Source organism: Mycobacterium sp. D16R24 (assembly GCF_002013385.1).
Classification (GTDB): Bacteria; Actinomycetota; Actinomycetes; order Mycobacteriales; family Mycobacteriaceae; genus Mycobacterium.
This window is the reverse complement of sequence record NZ_MAEV01000005.1, coordinates 52,141-67,837: the sequence shown is the minus strand read 5'-3', so window position 1 is coordinate 67,837 and position 15,697 is coordinate 52,141. Positions and strand designations below refer to the sequence as shown.

Below are 15,697 nucleotides of genomic sequence, written 5' to 3'. Positions count from 1 at the left end.
CAGGTCAGGACGCTTCGCGTGCCGCGATGTCCCGGGAGAGCAGATGCTCGGCCCGTTCGATGATGGCATCGACGGTGAAGTCGAAGTGGGCGTCGGAGATGGACGCGATCGAATGACCGCGAGACGCCAGATCATGCAGGGTGGGGGCGAGCGTGGCGTTCGGTACCAGGCTGCGGGCCTCACCGGACGCGGGCATGACGGTGTCCATGTGCTCAAGCACCACGATGCCGCGAATATGCAAGGACAGGGCGAAATACACGTCGAGCGCGTTGTCCGGGCTGAAGCCGACACCGATCAGGGTTTGGACAAGCGATTCCAGGTTCTGAATGCTCGCCTGTAATGCCTCGGTGCTGAGCTCGCTGGTGCGCATCAGGATGAGCTCAACCAGCACCGGGCGTTCCCGAAATGCCTCGCGCATCCGGCGGGTATGGCTGCGCAGCGCGTCCTGCCAGGTTTCGTCGCCAATGAAGGGTGCAGCGAAGTGATACTGCTTGGTGGCGCGGTCGGTCATCGCGTCGAGCAGCTCGCCCTTTTTGCGGAAGTACCAGTAGATACTGGTCACACCGACATCGAGACGCTTCGCTAGCAGCGGCATGCTCAGCCCACAGATCCCTATTTCCTCGGCGAGCTCGAAGGCTCCGGCGATGATGTCCTCGGCGGTGATGGACCCGCGGCGCCGTCGTTCCCGCTTAGGGCTTTGTGCGCTGGTCGTCCTGGCCTCACGGCCGACACCGGCATGTCGCATGTGTAATCCTCGTCGTGCCCCCGTTGCATCGATCTGCCCCGCCCTACGGACAAAAAGCCCTGATAGCAAGTTCGCAGGATACCGCAGGGACCTGTGAGAGCGGTCGGCTCCCTGTCGCGCACAGTTCGCTGAGCCGGTGAGATCCGGTCCGCCTCGGGGATTTGCGCAGCGCGGTCTCAGGTGGTGGTGGCGTCGCAGTGGCCCACCGCACCACGTTGCCGATCTGGTAATACCTCTGTGCGGTGTGGCGACGTGCGGGCACCATTGACACGCGCAGCTGGCGGCATCAAGAAGGGTGTGGCGATGGCAATCAACAGGGATATCGACAGCGATATCGAAAAGGAACCGGCACCGGACGCCAACGAGCCGGCACCGGACGCCACGGAACCGGCGCCGGAGGCGGCGGTACTGACGTCAACGAAGACGCGTTGGTGGGTACGGCGCTACACCTTCACGGGTGCCGCCGTGGGCCTGGTCTTTCTCTGGCTGTCGATGACGCCGTCGTTGCTTCCGCGTGGGCCGCTCTTCCAGGCGCTGGTGAGCGGGGGCTCGGGTGCCATCGGTTACGCACTTGGTGTTCTGGCGGTATGGCTGGTGCGGTACATGCGGTCGAAGGATTCGAGTCCGAAGGCGCCTCGCTTTGCGTGGTGGGTTCTCATCGTGGTCGGAATCACCGGCACCGCCGCGATGATCGTGTGGTTCCACTTCTGGCAGGACCGCGTGCGTGACCTCATGGGTGTGCCGAGGCTGAGTTTCTGGGCGCACCCGCAGACCGCTGTGCTGTCGATCATCGTTTTATTCATCCTGGTCGAGATCGGACAGCAGATCCGGCGGCTGATTCTGTTCCTGATCGAACGGCTTAACCGCGTGGCCCCCAAACGGGTCTCGGCTGTGGTCGCCGTCACGCTGGTGGTGGTTCTTGCGATGGCACTCATCAACGGCGTTGTCGTCAGGGTGGCAATGGATTTCTTGAACAACACCTTCTCGGCGGTCAACAACGAGGAGAACCCGGCCAATCCTGCGCCAACTACATCGTTGCGTTCGGGCGGGCCGGGTTCACTGGTCTCCTGGGCGTCGTTGGGCAATCAGGGCCGTGCCTTCATCGGTGGCGGTGCCACCACACAGGAGCTTTCTGCGTTCAATAAGGCTCCGGCGACCGAACCGATCAGGGCCTACGCGGGCCTGGAATCCGCCGAGGGAATCAAAGCGACGGCCGAGCTCGCAGCCCGTGAACTGGAACGCGAGGGCGGCCTGCACCGCAAGGTGGTGGCGGTGGCCACGACGACGGGAACCGGCTGGATCAACCAAGCCGAGGCGGACGCCCTCGAATACATGTACAACGGCGACACCGCCATCGTCACCATGCAGTACTCATTTCTGCCCAGCTGGCTCTCGTTCCTGGTGGACAAGGAGAACGCGCGTCAGGCGGGGCAGGCGTTGTTCGAGGCCGTGTCGGCACGGGTCCGCGCCATGCCGGAGAGTGTGCGGCCCAAGCTCGTGGTGTTCGGGGAAAGCCTCGGATCGTTCGGTGGCGAGGCGCCGTTCCTGTCGGTGAACAACATCGTGGCGCGCACGGACGGTGCGCTGTTCTCCGGCCCGACCTTCAACAACTCCATGTGGCTGGAGGCCACGCACAACCGCGATGACGGATCGCCGGAGGTGCTGCCCATCTATGACAATGGAGGAAACGTTCGATTCGTTTCGCGCCCAGAGGATCTCAAACGCCCCGCGGCTACGTGGGCGCGCCCGCGCATCGTGTATCTGCAGCACGCATCGGATCCGATCGCCTGGTGGAATCCCGACCTCATCCTGAGCAAGCCGGACTGGCTGCGCGAGCCCCGCGGCTACGACGTGCTGCCGAGCATGGAGTGGATACCGTTCGTGACGTTCCTGCAGGTCTCTGCCGACATGGCGGTCGCGGTCAACGTCCCCGATGGACATGGTCACGTCTATGTACAGGCGGTCGCCAACGCGTGGGCAGACATCCTGCAGCCACCCGGATGGACAGCGGAGAAGACCGAACGGCTGCGCCCACTGCTGCACTCCGGGGCCTAACAGGCCGACCTCACGGGCGGTTGTTCCGTACGGTGGCGGGGTGAACCACACCCTGGGGTCGAGTAACTATGTGACCACCTCCGACGGGCGCGCGTTGCATTACATGGTCGCCGGAACCGGTGATCCGACCGTGGTCTTCGAGTCCGGGATGGGCTTTTCGCGGTCAGCGTGGGGACTCGTACAACCCCTTGTCGCCCAGCGTTTTCGGTCGGTGGTCTATGACCGTGCGAACTTGGGGCGCAGCGATGATGATCATCAGCCGCGCACGCTGGAGCGCATCACCGAGGACCTCGATGCCCTACTGACGGCGCTCGGTTCGGGCCCCTACATCCTGGTGGGCCACAGCTATGGCGGAACCATCGCACTGGCCTCGACAGTGGCCGATCCATCACGTATCGCGGGCATCGTTCTCGTCGATCACTCCGACGAGAACCTGGACGCCTACTACCGTCCGGCTTCGCCCGGCATGCGGCTCCTCGGCGTCATCCATCGTGCGGTGCTCGACGTGATGGGGCGGGTCGGTCTGCTGCCGTATCTCATTCGCCGCATGATGCCCCGGATGCCACGCGACGTCGTCGATGACATCACGTCCGAAGATCTGACGTGGCGAGCGGGACGTGCCGCCAACGAGGAGGACCGCCGCTTTGTCGCCGGGGTGACCGGGTTGCGCGATAACCCGCCCGTGATCAACGGAATCCCCATCACCGTCATATCGGGAGCGCGTGCAGAGTTTCTCAATGAGGAGACACGGTCAGAGCTGAACGCTGCCCACCAGGTGACGGCGCATCGGCTCGGTGCGCGTCACGTAGTTGCTCGCAAATCCGGACATCAGATCGTCCTCACGGAACCGCGATTGATCGCCGATGAAGTGTTTCGGATGGCGGACAGTTAGGTAGCGCTGTGCCGTATGTGACACGCGTGGCTGCCGTGCTTATTGAGGTAGCTGTCGTAATCTGAGGCTTGAGTTATTCAAAGCGCCCGGAACGGCCTTGTGAGGTAGCAGTCGTGTCAGTATCCCGTCGGGATGTCCTTAAATACGCCGTGGCCATGCCCGCCGCGGCGGTGCTGGGTAGTGCCGTCTCCTCCGCGCTAGCACCCCCGCAGGCCAACGCCGCATCGCTGGGGACACTCATCGATTACGCCGGCGGAGTACCGACTCCCGAGTCGATCAAGGCCGCCGGGCATCTGGGCGCCATTCGGTACGTCTCCGATCCGCGCAGCCCGGGGTTATCGGCGGGTAAACCCATCAAGCTCGCTGAAGCGCGCGATCTGTATCGGGCCGGTTTGAAGATCGTCTCCAACTATCAGTACGGCAAGCAGGACACCGCCGATTGGCTTGGCGGCCAGGAAGCCGGCATCAAACACGCGCAGCGTGGTTGGCAGCTGCATATCGCGGCCGGCGGCTCCTACAACGTGCCGATCTACGTCTCGATCGACGACAACCCGACACCTGAGCAGTACAAGAATCAGGTGGCGCCCTATCTGAGGGCTTGGGAATCAGTGGTGGGGCATGCTCGCACCGGGCTGTACGGCAATTCCAAGACCATCGACTGGGCGCTACAGGACGGGCTGTGCTCGTACTTCTGGCAGCACAACTGGGGGAGTCCCAAGGGCTTCGTTCACCCCGAGGCGCACCTGCACCAGTTCGAGATCGACAAGCGTCAAGTCGGCGGAATCGGCGTCGATCTCAACGACATTCTCAAGCCAAGCTTCGGGCAGTGGGTTTAACACCCGCCAGATCCACCCAGGAAACGTCGTCTGCTCGGCGCGTCCGTTCAGAAATAGCGCGTTCTCGGTCGAGCCGGTGCTGGCGGTCCATGTGCCGCCGATGCGGATGGCAACGCCCTTGCCGCAACCCGCGCCCCAATTCCACGTCATCGGATAAGGCCACTTACCCCGACCGCGATCGAGCACAGCGAACGCATCGGTGAGCTCGTAGGTGCTACCGCGCAGCCGTAGCGTGCCGCCCGCGGGACGGCCGATGTCCGTCACGGTGTACTGAAATCGGGTGGGGACCAGGGAACCACCATGCCGAGCGATTCGTGCTCCGGTGGTAGTGAGATCTCGACGTTGATTTCGGCATCGCGGGCGCGGGCGTGGATCGTTGTACCCAGCTGTTGCTGGTCTATACGTATCGAGACGCCCAGACCCGGTGCGTCGGCTCGTCCGAGACCGCTCAACTCGGGAAACGTTGTGCCACGAGCACCGGGGATGACTGCGCTTCTTGATGTTTCGGCGCCGGACCGCCGGCCAAGCACATAGATGCCGTGCACGCCCACGTAGTCGATCGATGACGCCACCAGACCGATGAAGTGCCTGGGTGCGAGGATGCCCCAGTACTCCCATCGCTTGCATCGTCCCCAGCCGCCGAGGTTGGCCCGATGCGGCGGACGGCGGGTCCAGCTCACGGCCAGCGGGTTGAGCCGTCCGTTGGCGAGACGGAGATCGACGGGTTCGGCGATCTCATGCATGGCCGGATGGCAGCGAGGTTCTCACGTTCGGATGCGTAGCTGGACAAACCTCATCAGCCTCACAAGTCACAGAAGTGGGAACCGCTCTGCAATATCAGCAAACATGTGGCACATATTCTGAAATTTCACGGTCTGGATGGCGTTGTTGCGGCTGCTGGCTGCGACACGCGCGAACATCGTCGGTGCTATCGAAATCAAACATAACGATTCGATAACAATCGATGTCTGATCTGCGATGTTATACCTACTCGACCGTAACCACCTGCATGCAGCACGTTTGATTCGGCGGTCAGTTGCCAGCGCGTGGCCTGCTGTTACGTAAGCGGTGGTTACTCTCGCGTAGAACTCGGCAGTAACTATTACGCCAGAAGAAATCGTCACCCCTCTTATGACACTCTTAAGTCCAGACCTGCGGTGATGGTGCGGATGCACGTGCCTCAACGCCCCCGATCGACAAGGACGACGACACGGGTGCGGCTGGATTCACGACTGACGGAAAGACGGGTAGCGGCGACGTGACGATCAACGAATACGACAAGGTGACCAGCGCTGAGGATCCCGACGCAAACGGCGCGGTCGATCCGGGCCCCAGTGCGGGCCCAGCGCTGATCGACCGTCTGGAGTCCGGTGAGCCCTACGCAGTGGCCTTCGGAGGTCAAGGCAGCGACTGGCTGGAATCACTCGCAGAACTGGCGGCTTCGGCCGGTATCGAATCGGAGCTGGCCACCCTCGCCGGTGAGGCCGAGCTGCGGCTGGAGCCTGTCGCCAAGGAACTCGTGGTCGTGCGTCCGGTCGGTTTCACCCCGCTCACCTGGGTGCGTGCGCTGACCGCTGAGGAGCCCGTACCCGCCGCCGCGCAGCTGACCTCGGCCGCGGTGTCCATGCCCGGTGTACTACTGGCGCAGCTGGCCGCGGTCCGTGCGCTGAAGATCCAGGGCCTCGATGTGGCGCAGCTGCCACCGGTCGCCGTCATCGGGCACTCGCAGGGTGTGCTGGCCGTCGAGGCGCTCAAGGGCCATGGTGCGCGCGATGTCGAGCTGCTGGCCATCGCTCAGCTGGTAGGTGCCGCTGCCACCCTGGTCGCGCGCCGCCGCGGCATCGTGGTGCGCGGCAACCGCACACCCATGGTGTCGGTGACCAATGTCGACCCCGAACGCATCAAGGCGCTTCTTGACGAGTTTGCCCAGGACGTCCGTACCGTTCAGCCGCCCGCGCTGTCCATTCGTAACGGGCGCCGCTCCGTCGTCATCACCGGCACTCCCGAGCAGCTGTCGCGTTTCGAGTTGTACTGCGAACAGATCGCCGACCGCGAGGCCGCCGAGCGCAAGGACAAGGTGCGCGGAGGCGCGGTCTTCAGCCCGGTCTTCGACCCGGTCAATGTGGAGGTCGGCTTCCATACTCCACGCCTGGCCGACGGCGTGGAGATCGCCGGTCGCTGGGCGGCGGCCGCAGGGCTCGACGTCGAACTGACCAAGGCCCTGACCGAGTCCATCCTCGTCACCCCGGTCGATTGGGTGAACGAGGTGAACCATGTCGCTGACGCCGGCGCGCGCTGGATCCTGGACCTGGGTCCCGGCGATCTCCTGACTCGCCTGACCGCCCCGGTCATCCGTGGCCTGGGGATCGGCATCGTGCCCACCGCCACCCGCGGGGGACAGCGAAACCTGTTTACGCACGGTGCGGTTCCCGAGGTGGCCCGCGCCTGGACCAGCTTCGCGCCCACCGTGGTGTCGCTGCCCGACGGTTCGGTGAAGCTGTCCACCAAGTTCACCCGCCTCACCGGACGTTCACCGATTCTGCTCGCGGGCATGACCCCGACCACCGTCGATTCGAAAATCGTTGCGGCCGCGGCCAACGCGGGCCACTGGTCCGAGCTCGCCGGCGGCGGGCAGGTCACCGAAGAGATCTTCAATGCCCGCATAGAAGAGCTCGCCGGTCTCCTGGAGCCGGGGCGTCAGATCCAGTTCAACTCTTTGTTCCTGGATCCCTACCTGTGGAAGCTGCAGGTTGGCTCGAAGCGTTTGGTACAGAAGGCCCGTCAGGCCGGTGCGCCTATTGACGGTGTCGTCGTGACCGCCGGTATTCCCGAGCTGGAAGAGGCCGTCGCGCTCATCGACGAGCTCACCGAGATCGGCTTCAGCCATATCGTGTTCAAGCCGGGCACGGTCGAGCAGATCCGCTCCGTCGTGCGCATCGCCGCCGAGGTCCCGACCCGTCCGATCATCATGCACGTCGAGGGTGGCCGCGCCGGTGGACACCACTCCTGGGAGGACCTCGACGACCTGCTGCTGGCCACCTACTCGGAGCTGCGTTCGCGCTCCAACATCACCGTATGTGTCGGCGGCGGCATTGGCACGCCCGAGCAGGCTGCCGAATACCTCAGCGGCCGTTGGGCATTGAAGTTCGGATTCCCGCTGATGCCGGTCGACGGCATCCTGGTCGGCACTGCGGCCATGGCCACACTGGAGGCCACCACCTCGCCGTCGGTCAAGCAGATGCTGGTCGAGACCCAAGGCACTCCTGAATGGGTTCCCGCCGGAAAAGCCCAGGGCGGCATGGCTTCCGGGCGTAGCCAGCTGGGTGCGGACATTCACGAGATCGACAACGCGGCCTCCCGCTGCGGTCGTTTGCTTGATGATGTCGCCGGTGATGAGGATGCGGTGTCCAAGCGCCGCGACGAGATCATCGCCGCGATGGAGCTGACCGCCAAGCAGTACTTCGGTGATGTCGCCGAAATGACATACGCGCAGTGGCTGAATCGCTACGTGGAGCTGTCCATCGGTGACGGTGACAGCACCGCCGATACCGCAGTGGCGCACTCGCCGTGGCTGGATATCACCTGGCGCGATCGATTCGAGCAGATGCTCAAGCGCGCCGAGGCTCGGTTGCATCCCAAGGAGTCCGGTCCTGTCGAGACGCTGTTCGCCGACGAGACGCTGGTGGAACGCCCGGCCGATGCCATCGCGGCACTGCTGCAGCGCTACCCCGATGCCGAGGCCATCAAGCTGCACCCGGCCGACGTGCCCTTCTTCGTCGCGCTGTGCAAGACGCTGGGTAAGCCCGTCAATTTCGTGCCCGTCATCGACAAAGATGTGCGCCGCTGGTGGCGCAGCGACTCGCTGTGGCAGGCCCACGACGCGCGCTACACCGCCGAGCAGGTATGCATCATCCCCGGCACCGCCGCGGTCGCCGGGATCACCCGGGTCGACGAGCCGGTGGGCGACCTGCTCAACCGGTTCGAGCAGACCGCTATCGACGAGGTTGTCGCCACCGGTGCGGAGCCGTTGCCGGTGCGTTCGCGTCTGCGCCGCCGCTGGGATGTCGAGGGTCCGTTGGCCAGCGTGCTGGACGCGCCAGATGTGCTGTGGTCCGGACGCATTGCCGTCAACCCGGTACACCGGATCGCTCCCGATGGCGCCTGGCAGGTCTTCGAGGACCGCACCGCCTCGCATCCGTCGACCGGTGCACGTCTCGAGGTCACCGGCGACGACTCGGTGCGTCTGAGCGTGCCGCTGTCGGGTATCTGGATCGATATCGACCTGACTTTGCCTGTCACGACTCGCGACGGTGGTACCCCGGTGGTGACCACCGAGGCCGCGGCCGCCGCCATGCGGACCGTGCTCGCGGTAGCCGCCGGCGCGGAGGATCAGGCAGGCCTTCCGGCTGTCCAGAATGGCGCGGCACGTGTTGTCGCGCAGTGGGATCCGGAACGTGTCGCCGACCACACCGGCGTCACCGCCGTGCTGCCGTCGCCGCTGGCGCCCGGATCGTCGATCGTGCCGGACGCGCTGGTCGGCCTGTGCTGGCCCGCCGTGTTCGCCGCCATCGGTGATGCCAAGACTGAGGACGGCACGGGCGTCATTGAGGGTCTGCTCTCGCTGGTGCACCTGGATCACGCTGCGCACCTGATCTCGGCCCTTCCCGCAGAGGCCGCCGAACTTACCGTCACTGCAACGGCTTCCACGGCCACCGATACCGAGGTCGGCCGCGTTGTTCCGGTCGAGGTCACGGTGGCGGCGGCCGACGGCACGGTGCTGGCCACGCTGCAGGAGCGGTTTGCGATTCTGGGCCGAAACGGGGCAGCCGAACTCACCGACCCGGTGCGTGCCGGTGGTGCGCTTTCCGAGCACGAAGAGGACACCACTCGTCGTCGCCGCCGTGATGCCAAGATCTTCGCGCCGACCGACATGCGGGCGTTCGCGGTGGTCTCGGGTGATCACAACCCGATCCACACCGACAAGTCGGCAGCGCTGCTGGCCGGGCTGGGATCGCCCATCGTGCACGGCATGTGGCTTTCGGCCGCCGCGCAGCACGTGGTGACCTCCGCCGACGCTTCCAGCACTCCGCCGCGCACACTGGTCGGCTGGACCTCTCGATTCCTGGGCATGGTGCAGCCGGGCGATGAGGTCGACGTGCGGGTGGACCGTGTCGGAATCGATTCCGGCGCAGAGGTTGTGGAGGTTCAGGCCAAGGTCGGTACCGACCTCGTGATGTCGGCGACCGCCCGGCTCGCGGCCCCCAAGACCGTGTACGCCTTCCCGGGGCAGGGCATCCAGCACAAGGGCATGGGCATGGACGTGCGTTCACGCTCCAAGGCCGCTCGCAAGGTCTGGGACAAGGCCGACAAGTTCACCCGTGAGCGTCTCGGCTTTTCCGTGCTGCACGTGGTCAAGGACAACCCGACAAGCCTCATCGCCGGTGGTGTCCACTACCAGCACCCCGAGGGCGTGCTGTACCTGACGCAGTTCACCCAGGTGGCCATGGCTACGTTGGCCACCGCGCAGATCGCCGAGATGAAGGAATCCGGTTCGTTCGTCGAGGACGCCATCACCTGTGGTCACTCCGTTGGCGAGTACACCGCGCTGGCCACGGTCAGTGGCGTCATCCCGCAGGATGGTCTGCTCGAGGTGGTGTTCCACCGTGGGTCGGCGATGCACGACATCGTGCCGCGCGATGAGCAGGGCCGCAGCAACTACCGCCTGGCCGCGATCCGCCCGTCGCAGATCGGTCTGGAGGACGCCGACGTTCAGGCGTTTGTCGCGGGGATCGCAGAACGCAGTGGTGAGTTTCTTCAGATCGTGAACTTCAACCTGCGGGGCTCGCAGTACGCCATCGCCGGAACGGTGCGTGGCCTGGAGCTGTTGGAGGCCGAGGTCGAGAAGCGTCGCGAAGAGTTCGGTGGCCGTCGCTCCTTCATCATGGTGCCGGGCATTGATGTGCCGTTCCACTCCGAGGTGCTGCGGGTCGGCGTTGCCGAGTTCCGCCGGTCCCTGGAGCGGGTGCTGCCCATGGACGGTGATCCGAACCTGATCATCGGCAAGTACATCCCGAACCTGGTGCCCAAGCCGTTCACCCTGGATCGTGAATTCATCCAGGAGATCCGCGATCTGGTTCCCGCCGAACCGCTCGACGAGGTGCTCGCCGATTACGACACCTGGCGCAACGAGAAGCCGGTGTTGTTGTGCCGCAAGGTTCTTATCGAGCTGCTTGCCTGGCAGTTCGCCAGCCCGGTGCGGTGGATCGAGACCCAGGACCTGCTGTTCACCGAGGAGGCTGCCGGCGGCCTCGGCGTGGAGCGGTTCGTCGAGGTGGGTGTGAAGTCGATGCCGACCGTCGCCGGTCTGGCCAACAACACCCTGAAGCTGCCCGAATACAGTCACAGCTCGATCGAGGTGCTCAACGTCGAGCGCGACCACGCGGTGCTGTTCGGGACGGACAGCGATCCTGAGCCCGAGCCTGAGCTCGAGGAGCCCGTGGAAAGCACTGCGGCCGCCTCCGGTTCCGCCGAGGCTGCTCCGGCTCCCGCTGCCGCCCCTGCAGTGCCCAGCGGCGGCCCGCGGCCGGACGACATCGGGTTCGATGCCTCCGATGCGACGCTCGCGCTGATCGCGCTCTCGACGAAGATGCGCATCGACCAGATCGAGCCGGTGGACTCCATCGAGAGCCTCACCGACGGTGCGTCCTCGCGTCGCAACCAGCTGCTGGTCGACCTGGGCTCCGAGCTCAACCTGAGCGCCATTGACGGTGCCGCAGAGGCGGATCTGTCCGGATTGCGGACGCAGGTCACCAAGTTGGCGCGTACCTACAAGCCCTTCGGTCCGGTGCTTTCGGACTCGATCAACGATCAGCTCAAGACGGTCTTCGGGCCGTCGGGTAAGCGTCCGGCCGCCATCGGCGAGCGGGTCACCAAGACCTGGGAACTCGGTCCGGGCTGGGTCAAGCACGTCACCGTCGAGCTGTCGCTGGGCACCCGTGAGGGCATCAGCGTCCGTGGCGGCGATCTCGGTGGTTTGGCGCCCAGCACGTTGGCCGACGGTAATGCCGTCGACGCGGCGATCGACGCGGCCGTCGCTGCGGTGGCGGGGCGTCGTGGTGTCGGCGTGTCTCTGCCCTCGGCGGGTGGTGCCGGCGGCGCGACTGTCGACGCCGCCGCACTGAGCGAGTTCACCGACCAGATCACTGGGCGTGATGGTGTGCTCGCCTCGGCCGCGCGTCTGGTGCTCGACCAGCTGGGTCTGTCGGCCCCGATCGTCACCCCGGACGGTGCTGCCGACACCGAGCTCGTCGAGTTGGTTTCCGCCGAATTGGGTTCGGACTGGCCGCGTTTGGTGGCGCCGACATTCGACGGCAAGAAGGCAGTGGTCTTCGACGACCGCTGGGCCAGCGCTCGCGAGGATCTGGCGCGGTTGTGGATCACCGAGGAAGACGAGATCGACAGCCAATGGGCACAGTTGGCAGGCCAGTTCGAGGGCGCCGGTCATGCCGTTGCCACGCAGGCCAATTGGTGGCAGGGCAAGTCGTTGGCGCAGGGCCGCAATGTGCATGCCTCGCTCTTCGGCCGGATCGCCGCCGGCGCTGAGAGCCCCGAGCAGGGCACGTGGGGCGACGAGGTAGCGGTGGTGACGGGTGCTTCCAAGGGCTCGATCGCCGCGGCGGTGGTCGCCGAGCTGCTGTCCGGTGGTGCAACGGTGGTCGCCACCACCTCGCGTCTTGACGAGGACCGGTTGGCGTTCTACCGCAACCTGTACCGCGAGAGCGCACGCTTCGGTGCCAAGCTGTGGGTGGTGCCGGCCAACATGGCCTCGTACGCCGATATCGACGCACTGGTGCAGTGGGTGGGCACCGAGCAGTCGGAAAGCCTTGGGCCGATGTCGATCCACCTCAAGGACGCACAGACCCCGACACTGCTGTTCCCGTTCGCCGCACCGAAGGTGGTCGGGGATCTGTCGGAGGCCGGTTCGCGTGCCGAGATGGAGATGAAGGTGTTGTTGTGGGCCGTGCAACGGCTCATCGGTGGTCTGTCGGCCATCGGCGCAGAGCGCGATATCGCCTCGCGTCTGCACGTGGTGCTGCCCGGTTCACCGAACCGCGGCATGTTCGGTGGCGACGGTGCGTACGGCGAGTCCAAGGCGGCTCTCGATGCACTGGTCACGCGCTGGAAGGCGGAGTCGTCGTGGGCATCGCGCGTCAGCCTGGCGCACGCGCTGATCGGCTGGACCCGTGGCACCGGCCTGATGGGTCACAACGACGCCATCGTCACCGCTGTCGAAGAAGCGGGAGTCACCACGTACTCCACCGCGGACATGGCGTCCATGCTGTTGGCGCTGTGCTCGCCCGAAGCGCGCGTGCAGGCCGCGCAGGCACCGGTCGAGAAGGACCTCACCGGTGGGCTGGCCGAGGTCGAACTCGACATGGCGGAGCTGGCCGCCAAGGCCCGCGAGGACATGGAGGCCAAGGCCAAGGCTGAAGCCGCCGCCATCTCCGATGAGGAGGACGACCCGAACCTCATTGCGGCACTGCCGTCTCCGCCACGCGGATACACCTCGACGCTGCCCCCGGAATGGGCCGACCTCGACGTCGACCCGGCAGACCTAGTGGTCATCGTCGGCGGTGGCGAGCTGGGCCCGCTGGGCTCCTCACGTACCCGCTACGAGATGGAGGTCGACGACGAACTGTCGGCGGCCGGAGTGCTGGAGCTCGCGTGGACCACCGGACTGGTCAAGTGGGAGAACGACCCCGAGGCCGGCTGGTACGACACCGAATCCGGTGAGCTGGTGCCGGAATCGGAGTTGGTGGAGCGGTACCACGACAAGGTGGTCGGCAACATCGGTGTCCGCGAGTTCGTCGACGACGGTGCGATCGACCCCGATCACGCCTCGCCGCTGCTGGTGTCGGTGTTCCTGGACAAGGACTTCACCTTCACGGTGTCGACAGAGGCCGAGGCTCGTGAGTTCGTGAAGTGGGACCCCGAGCACACGGTGATCCAGCCGGTGGTCGAGGGCAGCGACTGGCAGGTGACTCGCAAGTCGGGCACCGAGGTTCGCGTGCCGCGCAAGACCAAGCTGTCGCGGACCGTGGGTGCACAGATCCCGACCGGTTTCGATCCCACCGTCTGGGGCATCACCCCGGACATGGTCAGCTCCATCGACCGGGTGGCGCTGTGGAACATGGTCGCGACGGTGGATGCGTTCCTGTCGGCGGGCTTCACCCCCACCGAGCTGATGCGCTGGGTGCACCCGAGCCAGGTGGCCAACACTCAGGGCACCGGCATGGGCGGCATGACCTCGATGCAGACCATGTACCACGGAAACCTGTTGGGCCGTAACAAGCCGAACGATATCCTGCAGGAAGTGCTGCCGAATGTCGTTGCCGCGCACGTGGTTCAGTCGTATGTCGGCTCGTACGGCTCGATGATCCACCCGGTGGCGGCATGCGCCACCGCGGCGGTCTCCGTCGAAGAAGGTGTCGACAAGATCCGCCTCGGCAAGGCGCATCTGGCATTGGCCGGTGGATTCGACGACCTGACGCTGGAGGCCATCATCGGCTTCGGTGACATGGCGGCGACCGCCGACACGGAGATGATGCGGGCCAAGGGCATTGCGGATAAGCGATTCTCGCGTGCCAACGACCGTCGTCGCCTTGGCTTCGTCGAGGCCCAGGGTGGTGGCAGCGTGCTGCTGGCGCGCGGTGACCTGGCGCTCAAGATGGGTCTGCCGGTGCTCGCGGTGGTCGCGTACGCGCAGTCGTTCGGTGACGGCGTGCACACCTCGATCCCGGCCCCGGGCCTGGGTGCGCTGGCGGCCGGACGTGGCGGCAAGGATTCGGATCTGGCACGCTCGCTCAACAAGCTGGGCGTTACAGCCGATGACATCGCCGTCATCTCCAAGCACGACACGTCCACGCTCGCCAACGATCCCAACGAGACCGAGCTGCATGAGCGGCTCGCGTCCTCCCTGGGGCGCTCGGATGGTGCGCCGCTGTTCGTCATCTCGCAGAAGAACCTGACCGGCCACGCCAAGGGCGGTGCTGCGGTGTTCCAGATGCTGGGCCTGTGCCAGGTGCTGCGCGACGGCGTCATTCCGCCGAACCGCAGCCTGGACTGTGTTGATGACGAGCTGGCCACCAGCCGGCACTTCGTGTGGGTGCGAGAGTCGCTGCCGCTCAAGGAGAAGCTGCCGCTGAAGGCGGGCCTGGTGACGAGCCTCGGCTTCGGTCACGTGTCGGGTCTGGTGGCACTCGTGCACCCGCAGGCGTTCATCGCCTCGCTGCGTCCCGAGGATCGTGACGACTACGAGAAGCGTTCGCGTGAGCGCGTTCTGTCCGGACAACGTCGCCTGGCCTCGGCCATGGCCGGCGGTCGCCCGATGTACGAGCGGCCGGACGGACGTCGCTTCGACCACGACCATGACGAGTCGGAGAAGCGTCAGGAAGCTTCGATGCTGCTGGATCCGGGTGCGCGCCTGAGTGAGGACGAGGTCTACCACCGGTGATTGTCGGTATCGGGATTGACCTAGTCACCATCTCCGAGTTCGGAGAGCAACTAGCGAGTCCCGGAACGGCTTTCGGGTCCGCGTTTACGCCGGGGGAGCGGCGTGACGCGGCCTCGAAGACCGGTGGTGAGGCGCGGTACCTGGCGGCCCGCTGGGCGGCCAAGGAGGCCGTCATCAAGGCGTGGTCGGGTTCGCGCTACTCGCAGCGGCCGGTGTTGCCGGAGAACATCCATCGCGACATCGAGGTCGTCACGGACACCTGGGGCCGGCCGCGCATTCGGCTCTCCGGGGCGATTGCCGAGTATCTGGCAGATATGACGATGCACGTGACCCTGACCCATGACGGTGACACCGCAGCGGCGTTCGTCGTGCTGGAGCAGGAAGCCTAGCCGCCTTCGTAACCTCGAGTGGGAGCAGGACCAGCATCGAGTGCGAGTCTGACGCGGAGATTCGGCGTTGTTCCCGCGCCACGCTCGCGCTCGACGGTCTATTCAGAGACCGCTATGGCGTTGAGATCCTGGTCCGTCACTAGACCGGATATCAACTGCTTGCCGCCCGAGGAGCGTTGCCTTGAGCAGTCGGTGCACACCATCGAGGATGATCGTGCGCTCGGCCGGAAGATCGAGTCGCACATGCAAGGGGAATTGCGGATCCGC

At 65.4% G+C, this 15,697-nt stretch carries 6 protein-coding genes and 1 pseudogene; 5 read left to right on the top strand and 2 right to left on the bottom strand.

Annotated features, from left to right (window positions below):
• Positions 1-4: 4 nt before the first annotated feature.
• On the bottom strand, positions 5-745 hold the full coding sequence (locus B4383_RS04325) for a TetR family transcriptional regulator (protein WP_078288958.1): 741 nt from the start codon (positions 743-745) through the stop codon (positions 5-7).
• Between the two features lie 264 nt (positions 746-1,009).
• On the opposite strand from B4383_RS04325, the gene B4383_RS04320 reads away from it, so the two are divergent.
• The 3 genes from B4383_RS04320 (at position 1,010) to B4383_RS04310 (ending at position 4,528) form a co-directional block, all read left to right on the top strand.
• Positions 1,010-2,800, top strand: a complete 1,791-nt coding sequence (locus B4383_RS04320; RefSeq protein WP_139360532.1) for an alpha/beta-hydrolase family protein — start codon at positions 1,010-1,012, stop codon at positions 2,798-2,800.
• A 70-nt stretch (positions 2,801-2,870) separates the two neighbouring features.
• Positions 2,871-3,692, top strand: coding sequence for an alpha/beta hydrolase (locus B4383_RS04315; protein WP_078289082.1), 822 nt, complete (start codon positions 2,871-2,873; stop codon positions 3,690-3,692).
• 113 nt (positions 3,693-3,805) lie between these two features.
• On the top strand, positions 3,806-4,528 hold the full coding sequence (locus tag B4383_RS04310) for a glycoside hydrolase domain-containing protein (protein WP_139360528.1): 723 nt from the start codon (positions 3,806-3,808) through the stop codon (positions 4,526-4,528).
• A 96-nt stretch (positions 4,529-4,624) separates the two neighbouring features.
• Here the strand turns inward: B4383_RS04310 and B4383_RS04305 are convergent.
• Positions 4,625-5,271: pseudogene (locus B4383_RS04305) on the bottom strand (DUF2804 domain-containing protein); the annotation flags it as partial.
• 515 nt (positions 5,272-5,786) lie between these two features.
• Here B4383_RS04305 and B4383_RS04300 point away from each other — a divergent pair.
• The gene (locus B4383_RS04300) at positions 5,787-15,041 is read left to right on the top strand and encodes a type I polyketide synthase (RefSeq protein ID WP_078288952.1); all 9,255 of its coding nucleotides are present in this window, start codon (positions 5,787-5,789) and stop codon (positions 15,039-15,041) included.
• Complete coding sequence (locus B4383_RS04295; protein WP_078288949.1) at positions 15,038-15,430, top strand: holo-ACP synthase; 393 nt, start codon at positions 15,038-15,040, stop codon at positions 15,428-15,430. The genes B4383_RS04300 and B4383_RS04295 overlap by 4 nt, the downstream gene beginning before the upstream one ends.
• Positions 15,431-15,697: the final 267 nt, after the last annotated feature.

Bases quoted from the DNA above. Each gene is read 5' to 3' on its own strand.
- B4383_RS04325 (WP_078288958.1), bottom strand. From the start codon at position 745: ATGCGACATGCCGGTGTCGGCCGTGAGGCCAGGACGACCAGCGCACAA.